Below are 20,778 nucleotides of genomic sequence, written 5' to 3' on the forward strand. Positions count from 1 at the left end.
TTAATAAAAGATGTTAAGAACCAAGGGATTCAACGATTAGCCGTGCCGTACGCTTTGAAGCCCCGGGCATTCCTAGCGTATGGATAATCTTGTCGTATCCGTCTAGCATTCGTTTTCGATAGGCTGGATCTTGTAGGATGCGTCCTAGCTCGTCTTGTATTTGCGATTCGGAGAAGCGGGCTCCGAATAGTTCTTGTACGATCTCCCGTCCCCCGATCAGGTTCACGAGGGATATGTATTTCGTATGGAAGAAATGCTTGAAAATAAAGCTGGCCAACTGTCCGGCTACGACGTAGTAGCAAACGACTTGCGGAACCCGGAACAGGGCGGTTTCCAAGGTTGCCGTGCCGGAGGTTACCAAGGCGGCGGCACTATGTTGTAGCAAGGGATAGGTTTTACCGAACACGATCTTGGCAGGATAAGAGCCTATGTATTCTTGATAGTAGGCAGGATCGATGCCTGGTGCTCCGGCTATTACCGGCTGGTAGTCGGGATATGCGGAGGCTACTTTCAGCATGGTCGGTAAATTATCCTTGATCTCTTGTTTGCGGCTACCGGATAGCAAGGCGAGGATAGGCTTGTTGGCCAATCCTTCCTCTTTGATAAATGTATCTTTGGGGATCGCTTGATGCTCCTTGTAATAGGCTACGGAGTCTACAGAAGGATTTCCTACGTAATCTACCGAATAATTAAGCTTCCGGAAAAACTCGGTCTCGAACGGCAGGATGCAGAACATACGATCTACATAACGCCGGAAGTCCCTGATGCGGTATTGTTTCCAGGCCCATATCTTGGGGGATATATAGTAATATACCGGGAGACCCAATTGGGTTTTCACATATTTGGCGATCTTCAGGTTGAATCCCGGGTAGTCAATTAAGATGACGACATCTGGTTGATAGCGGCGGATATCCTCTTGGCACGTCTTCATGTTATTTAAGATGGTGCGCAAGTTCAGCAATACCGGGATAAAGCCCATGAACGCCATTTCCCGGTAATGTTTGACAAGGGTTCCTCCGACGGCTCTCATCAGATCGCCGCCCAGAAAGCGGAACTCGGCCTTCGGGTCATTCTCTTTCAAGGCTGCCATCAAATTCGAGGCGTGCAGGTCTCCGGAGGCTTCTCCGGCTATCAGGTAATACTTCATGAATTGAGAATTGAAAATTAAAGGATCCAGTTGTTTAGGGTGGCCATGAAGTTGTAGTCCGTAACGTCGATCTTGCAGGGGACTAGGGAGGCGTATCCGCTGTCCAGCGCAAGCATATCATTGTCCGGGTGGATGGGTTTGGCGCTTTCGAAAGCTCCTGTCAACCAGAATACGGGCTCTCCGCTGGCGTTCTCGGAACGCTTGAATTCACGTACCCAACGACCATCCGCTTGGCGACAAACTTTCAACCCTTTCACTTGCGGTAGCTTCGGCACGTTGAGGTTTAAGTAGGTTCCGTGCGGTAAGCCTTCTTTTAATACCCGGCGTGCCAGCATACGTCCAAGACGGCAGCATTCGGAGAAGTCGGCATCGGCCGCATGGTCCAGTAAGGATACACCCATGGAAGGGACGTTGAAAATACAGCCCTCGGCGGTGGCACCCATCGTTCCGGAATAATTTACGCAGATAGCCATATTCCCCCCGTGGTTGATACCGGAGACTAACAGATCGGGCTTGCGCTCCATAACCTCATTAATCGCTAATTTAACGCAATCAACCGGTGTCCCGGTGCAACTATAGATGGTAAGTCCTTCCTCCTTTTTCAACAAGGTATACTTGATAGGAACTAAAGATGTAATGGCACTACCCATCCCGGAACGAGGTCCATCGGGAGCGAATACCACCAAATCGCCTAGATCTTTCAGGCACTCAATCAATTCGTTAATACCTTTGGCCCATACGCCATCATCATTCGTGATCAGAATCAACGGTCTCTCGTTTGTCATATCGTTTTATCCTTATAGTTGTCGTACAAAGGTAACAATAATTTGCGAACAATGGTTGGGGTGTGAGGGATGGGAGTTGTCCTTTCGCCTAATCAGTTGTTGATCAGGCGAAAGGTCTCAGATTATTATAGTTTCTCTATTTCTTCTATGGAGAGGCCGGTGGCAAAGGCGATTTGCTCTATACTAACTCCTAATTTCTTAAGATTAAGTGCTATGGAGTGTTTCTCTTCCTGTCGTCCTTCAGCTTTTCCTTCGGCTTTTCCTTTTTGCAATCCTTTTTCCATGCCTTCTTCCATCCCTTTTTTCATGCCTTTCTCGACGGCGAAGTCCAAGGTGTTATAATAATCATTATACATCTTCCACTCCGCCTCGTACTGCGCCCGTTGTTTGGGGGTGAGGTTCGCCATGGATCCGATGCGTTCCAACCGCTCGAATATGGCCTTGCGTGCCTTGAATGGCATTCTGTCTAATGTGTCCATATGCTTTAGTACATAAATCCAACGTTCAAAATCGGTCTCGCATTCTTCCTCCTCTTTGTTGAATCGGGGAAGCTCAATATAGATCTGGCGGAACTTGGGGTTGAATACCTGTCCGTTCTCCCGGTCCGCCAATATGATGTCCCTTCGGAATTTACCCTCCTTCCCGTTTTTGTCTGGCCTGTTCTCCTCGTCTAGCGTGAAGTTCAAGAAAAAAACACCGTACACGGCCGCCAGCTCATAGTCCCATGTTCCCTTTATCCCCTGTTCCACCACCGAGTGCGAGAGGTAATACAAGGCCCTGTCCTTGAAGTGGGGCTGTTCCCTGTTCTGCATCTCGATTATGATTCGTTCGCCCTTGTCGGTCTCGCAATGAATGTCAAAGATGACTTTCCTTCCTTGCTCTGTCTCGGGCAATCGCTCATTGTTCATGATCCTCAGGTCCATGATAGTATGCTCCCCTTCGAGGAGGTCGTTCAGGAACTCGATTAGTATGTCCTTGTCCATTTCCCTACCGAATATGTGCTTGAAGCCGAAATCGGTGAAGGGATTGATAAATTTTCCCATAGTGTTTATAGGTTTTAGTGATTAATAATGAATAATAGTATAATGAGACAGGGCATCCTGTCTTCCGGTTGTAAAGATACTACTTTTTTAATAGGATAGGCATCGTTTTAGCTTTTAAGAAAACACGTACGAGTTTTTTCGGAAACACGTACATGTTTTTCGAAAAACTCGTACGTGTTTTTTGAGAGGCATAATGTAACTACTTCAAATACCGGATCAGCCGATAAATCGTGGGGATAATTTTCCTGAATGTATATTCCACCAAGGGATAGTATGGCCAGGCACTACATGATCTGATCATTTCACATTCGTGAAGAGATCTTTTCACCTACGTGATACAATCGTTTCGCATAGGTGAAAAGATTGTATCACAACCGTGAAACGATTTCATGGGCAGATAGAGCAAGCTACTGCCGATAATGTTTGTATTAAATAGAAAGGCTCAACGGTAACAACTCTTCGTAGGCATCTCTGCGCTCCCTTTCACATCCTTCACAACATATCACTGACATAAAGCAAGTTGGCCGACGTGAAACGTGTGATAAACAAATTAAAGTGTAGATAAAAGTACATTGCGAGATTATCCCCACTATTTATCGAGTGAGCTTGAAAAAGTCGATTCTCCGGGAGTTAAGAATACAAAATGTCAAAGTGCTATATTTTGATATAGATATAAAATGTACGTGCGTACATTAGTATAGAAGAGTAAAGTTTATATGATTAGTAAATATTTTTCTAGTATAGAAACGACTAGTTTAAACGATCGATTCTTTTAGTCATTTGCAAAGGTACGCGTTTCTTCGATACTTGCAACCCTTCCAGACGATTTTTTTATCGCTTATTCTCTTTCTTATCAATAGGATAGGTTATCCTTCACGAAACAAGCGATTCCTTCAACGAACCTCCCGTTTCGACGCTCAAAAAACGCAAGATTTAGACGATCGTTTAGACTAGTCGTTTTTAATGGCAAACGACGATTTTCAATTAGTCTAACAGATTGATTATCTTAATAAACACTAGTATTAATATTAATTTATTTATTATGAGCAAAAAGTTTTCTACTCTTTTGGCAGGTGCTGCGCTTGTTGCTGCGGTATCTGCTAATGCGCAGAATCTTGCTGATGTTAAGGACGGAGTGGCTCTTGACATTAACAAAAGTGCACAAGCTTTGCCTACGTATGACAAAGATACCAAGGGCGGCCTTTATCAATTGAGAGATGCGAATGATCAGATCTTGATGATGAAGGAAGTGAATGGCGAATATTCATTGGTCGCAATGAGTGCCAATGATAAGGATTTCGTTTTGAAAAATACGTTATGGTGTGTGACTACTCAGCCGTATAGTCAAGGTCAAGCGGTAAAATTCGATTTCATGAACAAGGGTACTGGCATGATGTTGGATATCGCTATGGGTGATGATCTGAAAAGTGCGGATGGTAAGAAGGGCTATTGGTGGAAGCCTATAATCGGTGGTGAGATCTCTGGTTGGGCCTTTTCTTCTGTATTGAATAAGTTGGAGAAGAATGTTCCTTTGTATTCTCACTTTAGCACAGACTCTGTTATTGGTTTGTTGAACGATAACGGAACTATCAAGGTCGCTAAATATGCCTTGAATGATGTAAAGGTAGATCCTACAGCTGCTACAGACGTTACAGATCTTTCAAACCTTTCAACTGAAGCGAAGAATACGTTCTCTGGCTTTACTTTGTATCAAGCAGAAGATATCGTATTAGATGCGGATCAATTGAATAAGATTTTCGATTTGCAGGATGCTGATGCGGGTGTTAAATTGAATTTCTCTCCGGATGTTAAGGGTACCAGCTTAAAGAATCCGTTCAACGAGAAGGAATTTATCGCTGAATCTACAGGTGATAACAAGTATTACGATGTGAATGCTAGCAGTACTGCGACTTTGACAAATGGCGAATGGCTTTATGTGACACGTAAGAACGATGATAATAAGGACACTTATTTGAAGGTCGATACAGCTTATACAAATGAGACCGGTGCCAAGTTCTTGGCTTATGGCTGGACTGGTCCTAGCAAAACACAAGAGGCTATTGATCGCTTAGGGGATTTACAAGATCAACATAAGTTCTTATTTGTTTATTCTCCTAGCAAAGATGAATTGAAGATCTATGTAAAAAAGATCACTTGGAGAGGTGATGATGATAAGGTAAAATATTGGAAAGAGATTTATCAAAAGACAGACAACCAAAGAAATAACTGGCGTGTGTCTTTGCAAGATTTGATCAAGGATGAGACTCGTATCTTGACCGTTGATTATTCCAAACAGAATACAACCATCAAATTAGGTTATGGTGGTTGCGAGGCTGATCAATCAAAGACCTCTGTTAAGGATGGTGTTTACTACATCATGAACAAGAAGGGTGAGTACTTAGCTTCTCCGATCTATGAGAATGGCGTGATTCGTTGGACTACCGTGAATGCTGATGAGCAAAATGTAGCTCATATGCCAGCCTATCAATGGGTTGTTTTGAAGACAAACGCTAAAGATCAGAATAATCTGTCTTCAGTAACAGCTACTAACCGTGAGTTTGAGGATGCGAAAGGAACATTTAGTTTGTATAAGAATGCTGATACGGAATATGTATATACAAAAAGCAATGTAGAATTAACACAAGATGGTGTTTCTTCTAAATTTACAGTAGCAGCGAAGAGTGACTTACGTTTTGTAGAGGTTCCGGCCGAGGCTGTATCTGATTCTTTGTTAGGTTATAAGAACTTAACGAACGATGAGTTGAAGGTTAATAAATATACATTTAATTACTGGCATCCGTATGCGACGGATAAATACATCGCTAAGTCTTCTAAAGACTCAACTTTGACAGTTAATGTTGGTGTATCTGCCTTTAATGTAGATACTGCTAAGAGAAGTGCAAACAGCTCTGTATATGCGGTAGAGAAGTTTGGTTTCAAGGTAGAGAAAGAACATCAAGATCGTATCAAAGGCTTGAAACAACTTTATAGAACGGCTTATGTAGTGAAATTAAATGGTATTGGCTTAGCTATCAATAAAGAGGATAAGTTCAATGTACCTACTCATAACGATTATCGGACTACAGGCGAAAATGAGGAGGTTACTCCGTTCTTCTTCAAGGAGAATAATGAGATCAAAGAAACGGGTAAGTGTTATTATGCGATCTTGTCTACTGAAAAAGACACTAAAGATGTAAACGATGTACATTATTCAATTTCAGATGACAACAAGGCTGGTGTATCTGACTATGATGGCTCTGCTACATTGAAATCTCAAGTATTGAAAGAATCCAGAACATCCGCATTCGCTATCGAACCGGATGAGACTCCACTGTACCGTCGTTTCAATTCTCTTGAGCTTGAAGGTAATGAAGGTGACAAGGCTGATACATTACGTTTCATCGAGAAATATCGTAAAGAGTACTTGCAAGTTGAGAACAACAAGAATTTCATGAATGGTGATATCGATTTCTTAGGTATCTACACTCCGGATAAGACGGAAGATGGCTTGTCATTCATCGTTGATACGGCATGGGTAAATCGTGGCGCTGGTAATATCAAACCTCAGTATTTGATCTCAATCGATCGTAACGACTTCGAGGGTACACCGGGTGTTGCTTGTACATATACTCACAATCACTATGACAATGAAGGTAACAAGGTAGACGCAGCGCACTGTTCACATGCTACTCCGGCTATCCCCGGTTTCGAGAGAGGTAAGTATTTGATCAACTTCCATGATTTCGCTTTGAAACATGATAAGGCTAATACTTCCGATGCGAAGAAAGACGCCGCTTATATGTGGAAGAAATATGATCGTGCCGGTTTCGTAGAGGCTGTTCGTGTAGCTGATACATTGTTCATCTTGAGAGACGAATTCAAGAACTTGAAGAATGAGGAGATCACGATTGAGGCTTTAAATAAGGCTGAGGAAGCAGCTTGGGCTGCCGCTAAGAAGGCTGGTGTAAGCAAGGATAACTTCGTATCTTACAAATATGTTTTATCTGGTGACAACCACAAGTATGTGACTTGGTCAATGCGTTTCGTTAACAGAAATGCTGCCGCTAATGAGGTTGAGGCTGATAGATCATTCTTGTTCGAATCAATGCAGGCAGATGGTCTTGACATCGCTCCTACAAAAGCTGCTTGGTTGAAAATGCAGAATGGTTGCTTGGTATTGTCTGATAAAGATGATTCTAAGTTTGACGAAACTGCTACCGGTGGTGATGACGCTTTAATCTTCAACGTAGAGCAAGGTGACGATATCGCTACAGATAACGAGACAATCGATGCTGTAGAAGGTGTTTCCATCACAACTGATAATGGTACTGTAACTATCCAAGGCGCTGCTGGTAAATCAGTAGTTATCTCTAACATCTTAGGTAAGGTAGTCGCTGAGACAGTTCTTACATCTGATAACGCAACAATTGCCGTACCTGCCGGTATCGTAGCTGTAGCTGTTGATGGTGAGGAAGCTGTTAAAGTGGTTGTTAAATAATTAAACAAATAGATAGGTCAAGAGATGGGGGTTCCCCCATCTCTTCCTTTAAGAAGATATTTATAATTCTGAAATTCCCGTGTGGAGATAGATTCTTCAAGTACACCGCGATGGTAGAACATGCGGGGGTATTAATACTAAAGTAATAAATTAAAAGCTCAGGTCACGAGAACTTCTGTGAAGAAATGTCGTGACCTTTTTTTGTACTCTTAAATCTCGTGCTATGCTTATATCTACTCAAGAAACATTGATCTATAAATCAATTAGTCCGGAAGACATTTATTGTTATACTCCCGGAATCACCGTGACTTCGACGGGACGCTTGGTCGTGACTTTCGACTTGGGCGGCAAGGGGGTAAAAGAAATCTATGCTTCTTCGCAGCTGTACACGGAAAGGACAAGACGGTTAGGTATCGGTAAGATTTTTGTATCGGACGACCAAGGCGCTAGTTGGTGTTTTATCTCGGATTTTAATTTTTGGCATGCCCGCCCTTTTTGTATAGGGGAAAAGATATATATCATAGGAAACGCAGGCGATTTATGTATTATATGCTCGGAAGATGATGGGAATACGTGGAGCGTTCCCTCGTTTCTCTCCCAAGGTGAGAAATGGCATTCTTCTGCCTGTAATGTTCTTTTCGCTAACGAGCGGGTTTACTTGGCGATGGAACAGCGTTTTTATAACTCGGAGATAGAAGGCTGGAATGTGGCGGGTTTGAGCCCTACCTTGCTATCTTGCTCTATTCACGATGATTTACTGGATGCGTCTTCTTGGCGACGTTCCGATCCTTTTGTTTTCAGGGATAAGGTACATTTCCCGGAAGGGGTTGGCATTCCTTTTTACGAGTCATTGACCAATAAGCCGCTGGAATTGGCTCCCGGTCGTTTTAATGCGCCCACTGGATGGCTGGAGGCTCAAGTGGTTCAAATAAAGGATAAACATCATATTTGGTATGATCCGGAGGGGAAAACGTTCCATATGTTTCTTCGTGCGCATACCGGAGGGATTGGATACGCTTGTTTATTAAAAGTGAGGGAAGATAAGAACGGCCAGATGGTAATCGGCTTTCAAGAGACTCCTTCCGGACAGACCTTGCTTTTCTTGCCCTTTCCCGGTGGCCATTTGAAATTCTTTATAGTGTATGATGAAATATCCCGGTTGTATTGGATGGCATCCAATCAATCTTTCGATTCTATGCGGACGATAAGCTCATTACCTGAGACTTCCCGGTATGGACTCCCGAATAATGAGAGGCATCGTTTACAATTGTTATTCTCAAAGAATTGTGTGGACTGGTGTATGGCTGGGATGATCGCTTGCCAAGAGAATGAATTGTATTCAAGAAATTATCCTTCGTTATGTATCGTAGGTGAGGATATGCACGTGGTTTGCCGTGCGGCGGATGATCATACAAAGGACCCTCAATACTCTGATTGTATTACATATTATAAAATTAAACGGTTTAGAATGTTAATCTATTAAATGAAGTGATTATGGAAAAAGTACTGATTGTAATACCGGCTCGATATGGTTCAAGCGGGTTGCCGGGTAAGCCTTTGGTTAAGATTAAAGGTATAGAGATGATAAAACGGGTCTCGGATATAGCGGATTTTGTATGTCGCAAAAATGAGTCTTGTTCTTATTTGGTAGCTACGGATGATGAGCGCATCGTCTCGTTTTGCGAATCCCGGGAGATTCCGGTGATGATGACTTCCACGAATTGTAAAAGTGGTACGGAACGTTGCTATGAGGCGGTAAGGAAACAGGACACCAATCCCGGACTGATAATAAATCTGCAAGGCGATAATCCCACGTGTCCTCCTTGGATCTTGCAAGATCTGATCGATACATGGAGAAAGGAGAAGGCGGATGTCCTTACCGCCTCGGTCTTGTTGGGATGGAGCGAATACGATCAATTACTGGCGATGAAAAAGGAAACCCCTTATTCCGGCACGACGGTATTGGTGGATCGGCTGGGATATGCCTTAGCTTTTTCGAAACAAACCATACCCGCTATCCGTAAGGAGGATCAGGCTAGGGATCTTTTGCCTAAAAGCCCTGTCAGGCGGCATGTGGGTTTATATGCGTATAGCGGTCGAGCCCTCGAGTCTTATTTCTCATTACCTCCGTCTGTGTATGAACGCTCTTATATAGAAGGATTGGAACAGATGCGCTTCTTAGAGAATGGCATCAAAATGAGGGTCGTAGACGTCGATTATCGGGGACGTGAGACAACAAGCGGGGTTGATTCCCCGGAAGATGTCAAACGGGTTGAGGAAATACTTGAGAAGTATGGAGAGTTCGATCTTTCGTGACTTAGATGGAATCGTAGATTCTATTTTATCTCCCTACCATACTTTGGAGGAGGTTCTACCTTCTGGCTGTGATGCTGGTCCGGTATGGATGGATTTTGACTGTTGGGTAGACAGCCAAAAGGTGGATATGCGGACATCGGAATCACCCTTACTCTTGAATATATGTGGTATACCCGCATCCGGTAAATCGTATTGGGCGGAGGAATGGCTATCAGAGAATGGACCTTGTTTGCATATCGCTTTCGACGCTATTATGGAGGCATTATCCGGGTATCAAGCGGATTGCTCGCTAGATAGGGAGAAAGCGTTCTTACGTTGGGAACTTCCTGCTCGTTTTTTAGGTTACCGTCTTCTTTTGTTGGGATTGAGGAATGGGTGGCCTATTTTATTTGAACATAGTAATGCGTTGAGAGAACATGTGGATTTGTATAAGAAGATAAAGAGTCTTGGATATCGGATTCATATGGTGTGCATCGATGCGACACCAGAAATGGTTATCAAAAGATTGGCTCGGAGGAATCGTTTTTTCCCGGAGGAGCAAGTGAAAAAACGTTGGGATTGCTTGATAGATTTGTTACCTGAATATCAAAAAATAGTAGATGACTTTAAATTAATACAACCATGGAAAAATGTAGAAAACTTGTGATCGTACGGCATGGTAATACGTTTCGTGCGGGAGAGACTCCGACTCGGGTTGGAGCTAGAACTGATTTGCCTCTGGTAGAGGAGGAACGAGCTAGATCTGCGGGACGTTATTTACGTGAAAAGGGGATTGTGATCGACAAGGTGATTTCGGCCCCCTTAAAACGTACATTGGAGACCGCTAACTATATCTTGGAGGAAATGAATGTGGATTTGCCTATCATTCAAGACTTACGTCTTAAAGAGATTGATTATGGGCCGGATGAGAATATGGTAGAAGATCATGTAATAAAACGTTTGGGATCTCTCTATTTAGAAAAGGAGGGAATGGAGCGGAAAGACCTAACAGAAGATCGGATCGTGGAGAGGGGACTTTCCGTGATCGCCCAATGGAATGAGAAGGCCGTGGTACCGTTAGGATGGAACGTAGATGTAGAGAAACTGATAAGCGGTTGGCTGGATTTGGCGGCTAGTATACCTGATGGTGAGACTTGGCTGCTAGTATCTTCCAATGGAGTGATGCGTTTCTCCCCCTATATTCTGGGGAATTATGAGGATTTCTGTGCGACTCATGATATTAAGGTTCCGACAGGTGGGGTTTGTATATTCGATTGTGTGGGTGATCATTGGAGGTGTACGGATTGGGGAATAAAGGCTTATAAACTTTTTAAATGATAAATCATGGAAGATATATGGAATATAACAGCTTTGGTAGTTAGTGTATTAAGTGTGCTTTTGTCTCTTTATGCTTTAAGACAGGCTACCACTAAAAATACCTCGGATATGTATCTGTTCTTTATCTCGCAATATGCGAAGGAGGACATGAAATTGGCTTTACGTAAATTGAAAGATATAAAGCGGGGGGTATATCGGTTGGAACAATGGGAGAGTGATATGAAAAATAATTTGCCGAAAGCCTTTGAGTATGACGAGGCGAGACGTTTGGTGAAATATTTTTATGATACTTTAGCCTATATGAAGTTGGAGAAACTAATAGAGGCTCGTTTTGTAAGATTGATTTGCTTGAAGAAAGGGGCATGGCTTTATCTGGACACAGTCGAAGCCATGGAAAAATTTTTTGACAGTGGCTATGATAAAAAGCCATATGCGGTTATTCGGGATGTATGCGAAAATTTACGAAAGGAAGGGTGTTGTCCTCCTTAGTTCATTATTTTCGGCTTTTGGTGATTTAATAAAGCCTTGATCGAAGAAACGATCGGGGCTTTTATATTTATTTCTTAATTTGCCATGACGATATTCCGCAAGTCGAAACCGAATTGAATATACTCATCCTCAGTGATTTGCCTCTCTGTTGTCAGGATGATTAACGCATGCCCTCGATAGTTGTTTCTGTAAGGGGGATGGAAATGGTTGTAACGGTTTTCGAAGAAGCCGCATTTTTTATAGAACTTTAATCGCTTGGAGGAAATTTCATCCGTAATAGGTCGATCTCTAATAAGATGATCTTATTCAGGCGTTTATTAAAATCCTCCAGCAATAAACCGCCGTATCCTTGTCCCCTAAAGTTCTCATGAATGGCGAAATGTTCGATATATACATAGGTGCTAAAATCCCAGTATGAGATAAAGCCGATAAAGAGGTTGTCTTTCAGATAAGCCACTAGATGATAGTTGGGAGATTGGAAGGCCTGTTCTTGTTGTTCTTCTGTTCGCTGCTCAAATAGAGGGAAACTTGCCGTATATATTTGCTCAAAGGTAGGATAGAGAGGATCTTGCTTTCGCGTTATTTCTAGTATGTCCATATGACTTCGCTTTATTTTGATGCGAAGATAATAATCTAAAAACATTGTCATGTCATATTAAAGCTTTATTTTTGGATGATCTTATAATTAAGATATTGTATACGATGATAGCGTGGTTTCGTTATATATGTTTAATTGTTAGCCTTATAATCACCCTGCCGGAATTACTTTCGGCACAACGTCTGGTTTCTCAACGTCAAGAGGATGTAGAGGCTGGTCTTTTATATAACGAGAGCGTCTATATCCTATCTAATTATTCTTGTCTATCCTCCAATTCCCCGGAAAAACTTTCTTTGGACGAGTTGCTGCGGAAGCAGATCGAAGGCTTTTATTTCTATTTGAAGCGGGATACGGAGACAAATGTATTGCTACTAAGGAAACCTGATGGTACGTTTACCCCTTTTAGTGAGTCATTGGAAGCCATTAAGACGGCCTTGGATGCGGACTCCACTAAGGTTATGACGCTTTTCCTTGATTTCTATGTCGAGACGGAGCTGGAATCCTCTTTTAAGGAAATAGGCTTGATGGAGTATGTGCTTGAATATGATACGAAAAACGGATGGCCATCCTTGAAAAATATGTTGAGTTCCGGAAAGCGACTGGTCGTTTTCGAGGTTCAGAAACATTTGAACAGTCCTTCATGGTTGCATAATATGAGGGATTTCGTGGAGCATACGGACGCTGATTGGGGAAACCAACCGGAAGGGGTTGAGAGTTTTGATGAGCGGCTGAAAAAGAATTTGTCTTTATTTACCGGATATAAGTTCTTGGAGACTTCCCGGGGAAATAGTAATGATATCTCGGCTTTAGCCCGGCAGACACCCTATTTAATAGAATCGTTTAAAAGAGCGTGGATCCGGGATGGAAGGGTTCCTAATTTTGTCTTGGTAGATAAGTATTACGCATGGTTGGATGTCTCGTTGGTTACTTTCCGGAATTTCGATATCATTTACGGCGTGGTTACGAATAACAATGAGTTGCTTAACTACGTGAATTGGGATGGGATGTCTAATTATACGACGGGTAAATATTGCTTTCCGCTAGAGCCCGGGGCCGAGTTGATGCTTTCCCCGATCTCTCCGGGCTATAGGATAGAGCCGGCTACGGTTTATGTCTCCGGTACCCAAAGGAAGGCTTTCGCCGGCGATTTTAAGGCCAGGCCTTTGCGGATTGACGAGGATATAGAGATTTATTTACCGTTTGAGGGCGATGAGAAAGATGGTTCGTCCAATCATAATCTCACGGTATCTAGGAATGTCGAGTTTATTCAGGACCCTATACGGGGACAGGTCGCTTCCTTGGAGAATCAGGCCCGTGTGGATTTACCGACCGCTTCGGAACTTCATATGCGGGATCATGATTTCACTGTCGGCGTTTGGTTGAAAATACCTAAGTACCTGCCGGAGAAGGAGGATTATTGTATTCTGGGAGCTAAGAACAGTACTTATCAACAAGCGTTGCATCTGTTGATACGGAACCGGAAACCGTATATGGGATTCTTTAACAACGATCTGGTTGGTAACACGGAGATCGAGCCGGGCAAATGGTACAATGTCGTATGGCGGTATAATAAAAGGAATGGGGAGCAGGCTATATTCGTGAATGGAAAACTGGACGCGATCTCTTTTGATCGTCCGGCTTATCTGGGTAGTGATAGCTTATATGTCGGTTTCGTGAATTTCAGCCAGTCCTCGAACTTCGTGGGTGTGCTGGATAATCTTTGTATTTGGTCTCGTGTGTTGAGCGATAAGGAGATATTGGGATTGAGCAACCAGTTATTAGATTTACATATATCGAATGCGATTACTTGGTTGGATATCCTTGGAATTGGGTTGATTTTGATGGCTCTGGTCTCGATAGCTTATCTAGGCTATCGGAAGGTGAAAGAAAAGCCAAGGCAGGATGAGGCTGATGCGGGAACGGTCGCGGAGGAGGGAATCGAGGAAGGAATCGAGGAGCCGGATCGTTCTTCGCGAGAGATGCCGGAGGAGATTGAGGAGGTTCCGGTTCTGCGCAATTATATCCGATTGTTTGGAGAGTTCTATGTGTTGGACCGGGATGGAAATGATATAACCTCTCTATTTACCCCCAAATTAAAACAGCTGTTTATCTTGATTATGCTTCACTCTTCCCGTGGAGGTTTCGGGATATCGAGCAAGGACTTGACACGGATGATTTGGGGGAATGACAACCCCTCGAAAAGTACGAAGAGCCTTCGAAGCGTATCTATATTGAAACTCCGGAAGATATTGGAACGTATCGATACGGTCGAGGTTCTATTTAACGCGAATCGATATATTCTCCAGCTTTCGGAAGATGTCTATTGCGATTATTTGGCTTGTTTGGATTGGCTGAAAGATAAACGGGTACGGACTCAGCCGGACTTTGAATATTTCTATGATATTATCAGCAAAGGAGAAGTGTTCAAAGGGGAATCGTTTGATTGGATGGATGATTTTAAAAGTTATATCTGTAATAGTACGGTGGATGTCTTGTCTCGCTTTATCGACACTTACTCGATCGAGGATGAGGCGGATCGGGTGATCCAGATAGCAGACCAGATCCTTCTGAACGATCCTTGCAACGAGGAGGCTTTGCTCTATAAGATCAAAGCCTTGATTTACCAGAACAACTTTAAATTGGCCCGTTATGTGTACGACCGCTTTTGCGCTTTATACCAAGAGATGTATGGCGAGGCTTTCCCCTCTTCTTTTGAGCAGGTCGTACCGTCTCCGCTGATGAGTCAGCAATCTCCCCAGTAAGTATTATAGTGTGCCTGCTCATTGGCAGGACTGTGCCATCGCTATTGTCACACCTGTGCCATCGTTGTGGCAAGACCGTGCCACCGTTATGGCATGCCTGTGCCATCCGTGTGGCACTCCTCTGCCATTACAGTGGCAAATGTATGCGCCCCACTGATAGCGATCCTTTCGAATAGAGAGGCAGGTGCTATGCCTCTGACTTATCGAAGATTTTTATAAATATTTCTTGATTGATTTATGTCGCTGTTATTGCGTGAATTATGCTTTGTGCGGATATGAAATTTGCCTTAAATTAGCCCTAGGTTAATGCCTTGTTTAGCGTTCGTTAACTCATGGTTTACTGCTCCTCCCTATATTCGCTCTCGTTGTTTCGCACGAGGAAGCGAAGTTGTGTTTTACTATATATATTTTTTTTTTCGACTTTAAATTTAATACTATGAGTAACACTATGTCTGACAAGAATTCGGTGAACTTCACACGTAGGGAGTTCTTAGGTACAGTAGCTGCAGCGGCGGCGTTTACAATCGTACCTCGTTCCGTTTTGGGTGGACCGGGCTATACGGCACCTAGCGATATGGTCAATTTGGCCGGTATCGGTGTGGGTAGCCAAGGTGGTGGCGATATACAGAATATCGCTACTCCGGATGTACCTATTAAAAGGAGACCTTTTGGTGGAGGCGGTATGCTGATGCAACCTTATGCGGGCATCCAGCCACCCAGACGGGAACGAAGAGCGTCGGATAATCCTGTGCAAATGGGAGATGCGGAGAAACAATCGTTTAAGCATGCGAATATTTATGCGCTATGTGATGTAGACCACGATTACTCCGGACATATCTTAGCGGGATACCCGAAAGCGAAAAAGTATACCGATTTCCGGGAAATGATTGACAAGGAGAAAGAGATCGATGCGGTATTGATCGGTACTCCGGACCACACCCATGCGGTTATTGCCGCTTATGCGATGAAAGCTGGTAAGCATGTATTTGTAGAGAAGCCGATGGCTAAGACGATTTATGAGACTCGCTTTTTGAGGGATCTGGCAAAGCAAACCGGTGTTGTTACCCAGATGGGTAACCAAGGGCATAATATTGAAGGGACTATGCAGACGGTTGAATGGATCCAAGGTGGCGTGATCGGAGACGTAAAGGAAGTTCATTTGTGGACAAACCGTCCGATGTGGCGCCAAGGTTATTTTGATCGTCCGGCGGGAGTGGATATACCGTCTAATCTTAACTATGACGTGTGGTTGGGACCGGCTCCTGATAAACCTTATAATCCGGAGATGCTTCATTTCGCTTGGCGTGGGTTATGGGATTACGGTACAGGCGCTATGGGGGATATGGGAGCCCATACCTTCGACGCTCCGATTTGGGCGCTTAATTTGGGTATGCCCACGAAAATACAAGCTACTTCCACCCCTTACAATAAGGACTATCTGCCACAATCGGAATGCGTGACGTATGAGTTCCCGGCTCGTGGGAATATGCCTCCGGTAAAGGTAACTTGGAGTGATGGGGGTATAAAACCGGCTCGTCCGGCGGAGTTGGAACCGAACCGCCAGTTAAGGGAAGCGCTTTATATAGGCGATAAAGGTCTGATCATGCATGGTACCCATGGAGCGGAGCCGCAACTGATACCGGAAAGACCGGGGTTCGTAGCTCCGGCGAAGACATTAAAGCGACCGAGTAATATTTATGTGGATTTTATCGAGGCGATAAAGGAAGGTCGCAAAGCCGCTAATGATTTTGAGGTATCCGCTAAATTGACGGAGATTATGTTGCTGACGAATGTCGCTGTCGCTGCGCAACGGTTGGATCTTACGTTGGAATATGACGCAGAGAATATGAGAATCACGAATTGTCCGGAAGCGAACGATTATTTCCACTATGAGTATCGTAAAGGTTGGAGCCTGTAAGGGACTTTCTTCTAAGGGTTAAGATTAATTTATAAATTGAATGGTTATGAATAAAGATGTGAACAATGGTCAGTCCAGACGTGAGTTTCTAGGAAGATCGGTCGCTGCTTTGGCGGCCGCGTCTTTCCTTCCGAGTGCTTTCTCTTGTACGGGGAAGAGTGTGGCGGCTCCCGCTCCGGTTGATACGGCGGCGGAGGCAGGCAAGGTTAACTCGAAGTTCGGTGGCGTGCAAATCGGCACGATCACTTATAGTTGGCGTTCCATGCCGGGTGGATTGGAGAATATCATCAAGTATTGCCAAGAAGCGAATATCAGTTCCATTGAGTTGATGGGAGGTGATCTGGAAGCTTATTTAGGAGCTCCGGAGAATCCGATGATGAAATTCTTCCGTCGGCAAGCTTCTCAACCTGCGGCGAAACCGGGTGAGAAACCTGCGGCTCCTCGTCGGATGGGTCCCCCGAAGTTTACTCCGGAGCAGCAGGCTGAGATCGATAAATATAAGGAAGAGGTGAAAGCGTGGCGTCTCGGGCTGGATCTATCGAAGGTGGAAGGTGCCCGTAAGTTGTTGAGCGACGCTGGGATATCTGTGCATATCGTGAAAATGCAACCTTCCGGCATGGGATCGGACGAAGAGGTCGATTATGCCTTCAAGGTGGCCAAGGCCATGGGCGCTAAAGCCGTGACGGACGAGATTAATTTGGAGACGGCGAAAAGAGTCGCTCCATTTGCCGAGAAGCATGGGATGTATATGGCTTTCCATAATCATATGCAATATGCCGAAGAAGGCTTTAGTTGCGATCCGATCTTAGCGATCTCTCCTTCTATTATGTTGAATTTTGATGCGGGCCACTTCTTTGGCTCTACAGGTATCCATCCGAATGAGATGATCAAGAAATATCATGATCGGATCTATAGTATCCACTTGAAAGATAAGACGGGGCCTACGACAGGGGACCAGCCGAATACGAATCAAGTATGGGGACAAGGGGAGATGCCGTTGGAAGACGTGCTCTTGTTGATCAAACAAGAGAAATGGCCTATCTATTGCGATATAGAACTGGAATATGATATCAAGCCTTGGTCTGACTCCGTGAAAGAGGTAGGCACTTGCGTGAAATATGCTCGACAGATATTGATGTAGATTATAGAATGTTGTCTTTGGTATGTCATTAATGGGATGACGAAAAGGTCGGTTCCCGGTGGAGCCGACCCTTTATTTTTTATTTATTGATCTCTTTCAGCAAATTTGGTGCGCACTTAAAATGGACAATGGTTCTAGGGATCAACATTAAAGTCTCTCCGCTTTTCGGGTTTCTAGCCAACCTGCTTGTCTGTAAGCGGGGAGTATAAACACCGAAACCCTGTATACATACCTTTTCTCCGGCTCTCGTTTTCTCTAAGATGATGTTATTCAGTTCTTCCAATATGTACCGGATTTCTTCTTTGTCATTACCGACTCTTTTCGATAATTCCTCGATTAGCTGACTTTTATTCATATCGTATTATTTTTTGAGAAGTTTGTTCTTTGCTCTGTTGTTAAATATTTTTTTCTGTATTGCAAAGGCGATAAGCCCGTGTGCCTCCGAAAGAAGCGTCCCAACGAGGATTGGTTCGAGAACTGCGTCTTCTCAACAATCTCTTGGATATTCAAGGTAGAGTTGGTGAGTAATCCTTTTAATTCTAGGATCATATATTCCGTAATCCAATCTTTGGCGGATTTGCCGCTTACCTCCTTAACAACCATGGTCAAGTATTTAGGGGTGATGCATAGAGAGTTCGCGTAGAACGTCACGCTTCTGTTCACTTTGTAATTACTCATGACCAATTGAAAGAATTTGTGGGTCAGTTCTTTCTTGTGTACATCTATCGTTGCCGTACTGTCTAAAGAATTGACTTTATAATGGTTATATATATCAAGGAATAATATGCGAAGTAAGAGTATAACCGACTCTCTTCGATACTGGTTTTCCGGATCGACGGCTTTTCTTATAAGTAATTCAAAGAAGTCTACAAAGGAAAGAGTTTCCACGTCTTCCATCTTGAAATAGTAATGTTGCCTCATATAGAAAAAGAAATGTGGCGAGAAACGACTGATACCGCTTAATATATCAGAATAAAAGGATTCCGTGATCGTGAAATATCTGATTTGGAAATCTACGCTAACGTCCGTTAATGCGACCAATTGCCCCGGCAAGATGATGATGAGCTCTTTGGGGGTTATAATGTGCTTGTTAGAATAGATATCAATTTTAGCGTTTCCTTTTACACAATAGATGACAATCCCTAATCTTATATAAGAAGGGTAAGTGGTAATAGGGAGTTCTTTGGAAAGTGTAAAGATCTTGAAGTCCTTCTCCAAAGAATAATCAATACCACTATTCGGCTCAACTATTTTTTTAATATTTCCCGACATTCTTTTTGTCTATGTTTCTTATGTAAAATTATAACTTCGTCTTTTACTATATTTATCTAGTGGTTGTTTGGTATAATATTACAGAAATATAGGTCTCGTTTTGGCGTTTTTTAAAGTTTGGCTTAAATGATACCTTGAAAAATAACCGCTATTGGATGTTTTTGTTTGTAGGTCTAATACTTTTTTGCAAATACGGTTGAGGTGATGTTAGGGATAACTTGTATTCTAAGGGCTGTGCGAGCTGGATGGAATATGTGTTAGGAAATATTAGTAATTAAGGTTAAGGACAAGCGTGCGAGACAAGAACGGGAAGGATTGCCTCGCACGACAGGCTTAGATCGTCTTTTAGATAAACTTGAGTATATCTTCTGCCTTTTCCGCTATATGATCGGGTGCGTATTTCTCTAATTCCGTACGAGGGCGAAAGCCCCATGTTACCCCACAGGAGGTCACTTCGCTGTTGATGGCGGTTTGCATGTCTACGTCCGAGTCACCGACATAAAGAGTGTTCTCTTTGGATATGCTCGCTCGTTCTACGATCTCATTGACAATACTGGGATCTGGCTTCGCCTTTACTCCTTCACGCTGTCCGAGAACCTCCGTAAATTGTATGGAAGGAAAGAAATGGGCGATGAGCTTACGGGTAGCGGCTTGATATTTATTAGAAGCGACCGCCAGTTTTATCCCTCTTTCCTGCAACAAGGCTAATAACTCAGGGACACCGGGGTATGGAACGCTGCGATCCGTGTTATGCAGATCGTAATGCTTCAAGAACTCTTCCCTTACCTTTAGTATATTCTCTGCCGTCTTTTCACCTTCGGGTAACGCACGTTCGAATAATTTGTTGATGCCGTTTCCTACGAAGAAGTTATACTCCTTTACGTCATGTGTCGGAAAGCCGTTTTGCCGCAACGCATGGTTCGTGCTATGGGCTAAATCCGCGATCGTATTTAATAATGTTCCGTCAAGATCGAATATTACTAACTTTTTCATTTTAGTTTTCTGGCAAAATTAATGGAATGTAGAGATATACTTTCTCTTTCGACTGATAAAATAGATGAACCGATTTAAAAATAGATAAAAGTATTAGGTCATATATAAGATATTTGTATCTTTAGGACAGGAATAGAAATCCTTTGTAATATATTGTATAACCTAAAATTGGAACATCATGGGAAAGAATCAATTAATTCACGGGAATGAATTTCATTTGCTGAAACAAGCTGAGATTCATAAAGCTACAGGTAAATTAGTCGAGTCACTAAACTTGGCAGCCGGTTCTACGGGAGGTTTTGATATTTATAAAGTTGTAGAGGCTTATTTTACGGATTTAGAGAAAAGAAAGGAGATCAATGATTTGTTGGGTATTTCCGAGCCATGTGAGACACGTGTCACGGAAGAATGCTTTTCTTAAATAAGCCGCAGTAGGAATAACATAGAAAAAGGAGATACCTGAATCAGATATCTCCTTTTATTATATCTCAAAGAAGGA

The 20,778-nt window shown here is 43.2% G+C and carries 16 protein-coding genes and 1 pseudogene; 10 read left to right on the top strand and 7 right to left on the bottom strand.

Annotated features, from left to right (window positions below):
• Positions 1–13: 13 nt before the first annotated feature.
• The 3 genes from lpxB to NBH07_RS12940 all read right to left on the bottom strand — a co-directional run bounded on the left by lpxB (position 14) and on the right by NBH07_RS12940 (position 2,975).
• A complete protein-coding gene (gene lpxB / locus NBH07_RS12930) occupies positions 14–1,147 on the bottom strand; it encodes a lipid-A-disaccharide synthase (protein WP_005861102.1) in 1,134 nt (377 codons plus the stop codon).
• A gap of 17 nt (positions 1,148–1,164) precedes the next feature.
• A complete protein-coding gene (gene surE, locus NBH07_RS12935) occupies positions 1,165–1,932 on the bottom strand; it encodes a 5'/3'-nucleotidase SurE (protein ID WP_009018378.1) in 768 nt (255 codons plus the stop codon).
• Positions 1,933–2,057: 125 nt separating this feature from the next.
• Positions 2,058–2,975: an Rpn family recombination-promoting nuclease/putative transposase gene (locus tag NBH07_RS12940; RefSeq protein ID WP_156682344.1), complete on the bottom strand. Its 918-nt coding sequence runs from the start codon at positions 2,973–2,975 to the stop codon at positions 2,058–2,060.
• Between the two features lie 1,042 nt (positions 2,976–4,017).
• Between NBH07_RS12940 and NBH07_RS12945 the strand changes: the two genes are divergently transcribed.
• The 6 genes from NBH07_RS12945 (at position 4,018) to NBH07_RS12970 (ending at position 11,595) form a co-directional block, all read left to right on the top strand.
• Entirely contained in the window at positions 4,018–7,473 is a 3,456-nt protein-coding gene (locus NBH07_RS12945) for a DUF6383 domain-containing protein (protein ID WP_009018376.1), read from the top strand.
• A 223-nt stretch (positions 7,474–7,696) separates the two neighbouring features.
• Positions 7,697–8,956, top strand: a complete 1,260-nt coding sequence (locus NBH07_RS12950) for a sialidase family protein (RefSeq protein ID WP_009018375.1) — start codon at positions 7,697–7,699, stop codon at positions 8,954–8,956.
• An 11-nt stretch (positions 8,957–8,967) separates the two neighbouring features.
• Entirely contained in the window at positions 8,968–9,789 is an 822-nt protein-coding gene (locus NBH07_RS12955) for a 3-deoxy-manno-octulosonate cytidylyltransferase family protein (RefSeq protein WP_039848958.1), read from the top strand.
• Complete coding sequence (locus NBH07_RS12960; RefSeq protein WP_009018373.1) at positions 9,767–10,435, top strand: AAA family ATPase; 669 nt, start codon at positions 9,767–9,769, stop codon at positions 10,433–10,435. Before NBH07_RS12955 ends, NBH07_RS12960 begins: the two co-directional genes overlap by 23 nt.
• Entirely contained in the window at positions 10,411–11,106 is a 696-nt protein-coding gene (locus NBH07_RS12965; protein WP_005861115.1) for a histidine phosphatase family protein, read from the top strand. The genes NBH07_RS12960 and NBH07_RS12965 overlap by 25 nt, the downstream gene beginning before the upstream one ends.
• A 6-nt stretch (positions 11,107–11,112) precedes the next feature.
• Positions 11,113–11,595 carry a hypothetical protein gene (locus NBH07_RS12970; protein WP_005861117.1) on the top strand — a complete coding sequence of 161 codons (483 nt, stop codon included), beginning with the start codon at positions 11,113–11,115 and terminating at the stop codon, positions 11,593–11,595.
• Between the two features lie 74 nt (positions 11,596–11,669).
• On the opposite strand, the pseudogene NBH07_RS12975 reads toward NBH07_RS12970, so the two are convergent.
• Positions 11,670–12,193, bottom strand: a pseudogene (locus NBH07_RS12975) (GNAT family N-acetyltransferase).
• Between the two features lie 71 nt (positions 12,194–12,264).
• Between NBH07_RS12975 and NBH07_RS12980 the strand changes: the two are divergent.
• From NBH07_RS12980 to NBH07_RS12990, 3 genes are all read left to right on the top strand, one after another.
• Entirely contained in the window at positions 12,265–14,955 is a 2,691-nt protein-coding gene (locus tag NBH07_RS12980) for a LamG-like jellyroll fold domain-containing protein (protein ID WP_009018371.1), read from the top strand.
• A gap of 436 nt (positions 14,956–15,391) precedes the next feature.
• Positions 15,392–16,873, top strand: coding sequence for a Gfo/Idh/MocA family protein (locus tag NBH07_RS12985; RefSeq protein WP_229045800.1), 1,482 nt, complete (start codon positions 15,392–15,394; stop codon positions 16,871–16,873).
• Between the two features lie 46 nt (positions 16,874–16,919).
• A complete protein-coding gene (locus NBH07_RS12990) occupies positions 16,920–18,014 on the top strand; it encodes a sugar phosphate isomerase/epimerase (protein WP_005861126.1) in 1,095 nt (364 codons plus the stop codon).
• A 79-nt stretch (positions 18,015–18,093) separates the two neighbouring features.
• Here the strand turns inward: NBH07_RS12990 and NBH07_RS12995 are convergent, their stop codons facing one another.
• From NBH07_RS12995 to NBH07_RS13005, 3 genes are all read right to left on the bottom strand, one after another.
• On the bottom strand, positions 18,094–18,369 hold the full coding sequence (locus tag NBH07_RS12995; protein ID WP_005861129.1) for an HU family DNA-binding protein: 276 nt from the start codon (positions 18,367–18,369) through the stop codon (positions 18,094–18,096).
• On the bottom strand, positions 18,366–19,286 hold the full coding sequence (locus NBH07_RS13000; RefSeq protein WP_005861131.1) for an AraC family transcriptional regulator: 921 nt from the start codon (positions 19,284–19,286) through the stop codon (positions 18,366–18,368). The genes NBH07_RS12995 and NBH07_RS13000 overlap by 4 nt, the downstream gene beginning before the upstream one ends.
• A 345-nt stretch (positions 19,287–19,631) precedes the next feature.
• Entirely contained in the window at positions 19,632–20,279 is a 648-nt protein-coding gene (locus tag NBH07_RS13005; protein ID WP_005861133.1) for an HAD family hydrolase, read from the bottom strand.
• A 178-nt stretch (positions 20,280–20,457) separates the two neighbouring features.
• Here NBH07_RS13005 and NBH07_RS13010 point away from each other — a divergent pair, with 178 nt between their 5' ends.
• Entirely contained in the window at positions 20,458–20,700 is a 243-nt protein-coding gene (locus NBH07_RS13010) for a hypothetical protein (RefSeq protein WP_005861135.1), read from the top strand.
• Positions 20,701–20,778: the final 78 nt, after the last annotated feature.

It is taken from the genome of Parabacteroides sp. B2-S-102, assembly GCF_023656665.1.
Taxonomy (GTDB): Bacteria; Bacteroidota; Bacteroidia; order Bacteroidales; family Tannerellaceae; genus Parabacteroides; species Parabacteroides distasonis.

Coding starts and splice junctions, on each gene's coding strand:
- NBH07_RS12995 (WP_005861129.1), bottom strand. CDS start 18,369: ATGAATAAAAGTCAGCTAATCGAGGAATTATCGAAAAGAGTCGGTAAT.
- NBH07_RS12960 (WP_009018373.1), top strand. CDS start 9,767: ATGGAGAGTTCGATCTTTCGTGACTTAGATGGAATCGTAGATTCTATT.
- NBH07_RS12970 (WP_005861117.1), top strand. CDS start 11,113: ATGGAAGATATATGGAATATAACAGCTTTGGTAGTTAGTGTATTAAGT.
- NBH07_RS13000 (WP_005861131.1), bottom strand. CDS start 19,286: ATGTCGGGAAATATTAAAAAAATAGTTGAGCCGAATAGTGGTATTGAT.
- NBH07_RS12950 (WP_009018375.1), top strand. CDS start 7,697: ATGCTTATATCTACTCAAGAAACATTGATCTATAAATCAATTAGTCCG.
- NBH07_RS12940 (WP_156682344.1), bottom strand. CDS start 2,975: ATGGGAAAATTTATCAATCCCTTCACCGATTTCGGCTTCAAGCACATA.
- NBH07_RS13010 (WP_005861135.1), top strand. CDS start 20,458: ATGGGAAAGAATCAATTAATTCACGGGAATGAATTTCATTTGCTGAAA.
- NBH07_RS12985 (WP_229045800.1), top strand. CDS start 15,392: ATGAGTAACACTATGTCTGACAAGAATTCGGTGAACTTCACACGTAGG.
- NBH07_RS12990 (WP_005861126.1), top strand. CDS start 16,920: ATGAATAAAGATGTGAACAATGGTCAGTCCAGACGTGAGTTTCTAGGA.
- NBH07_RS13005 (WP_005861133.1), bottom strand. CDS start 20,279: ATGAAAAAGTTAGTAATATTCGATCTTGACGGAACATTATTAAATACG.
- NBH07_RS12965 (WP_005861115.1), top strand. CDS start 10,411: ATGGAAAAATGTAGAAAACTTGTGATCGTACGGCATGGTAATACGTTT.
- NBH07_RS12945 (WP_009018376.1), top strand. CDS start 4,018: ATGAGCAAAAAGTTTTCTACTCTTTTGGCAGGTGCTGCGCTTGTTGCT.
- NBH07_RS12955 (WP_039848958.1), top strand. CDS start 8,968: ATGGAAAAAGTACTGATTGTAATACCGGCTCGATATGGTTCAAGCGGG.
- lpxB (WP_005861102.1), bottom strand. CDS start 1,147: ATGAAGTATTACCTGATAGCCGGAGAAGCCTCCGGAGACCTGCACGCC.
- surE (WP_009018378.1), bottom strand. CDS start 1,932: ATGACAAACGAGAGACCGTTGATTCTGATCACGAATGATGATGGCGTA.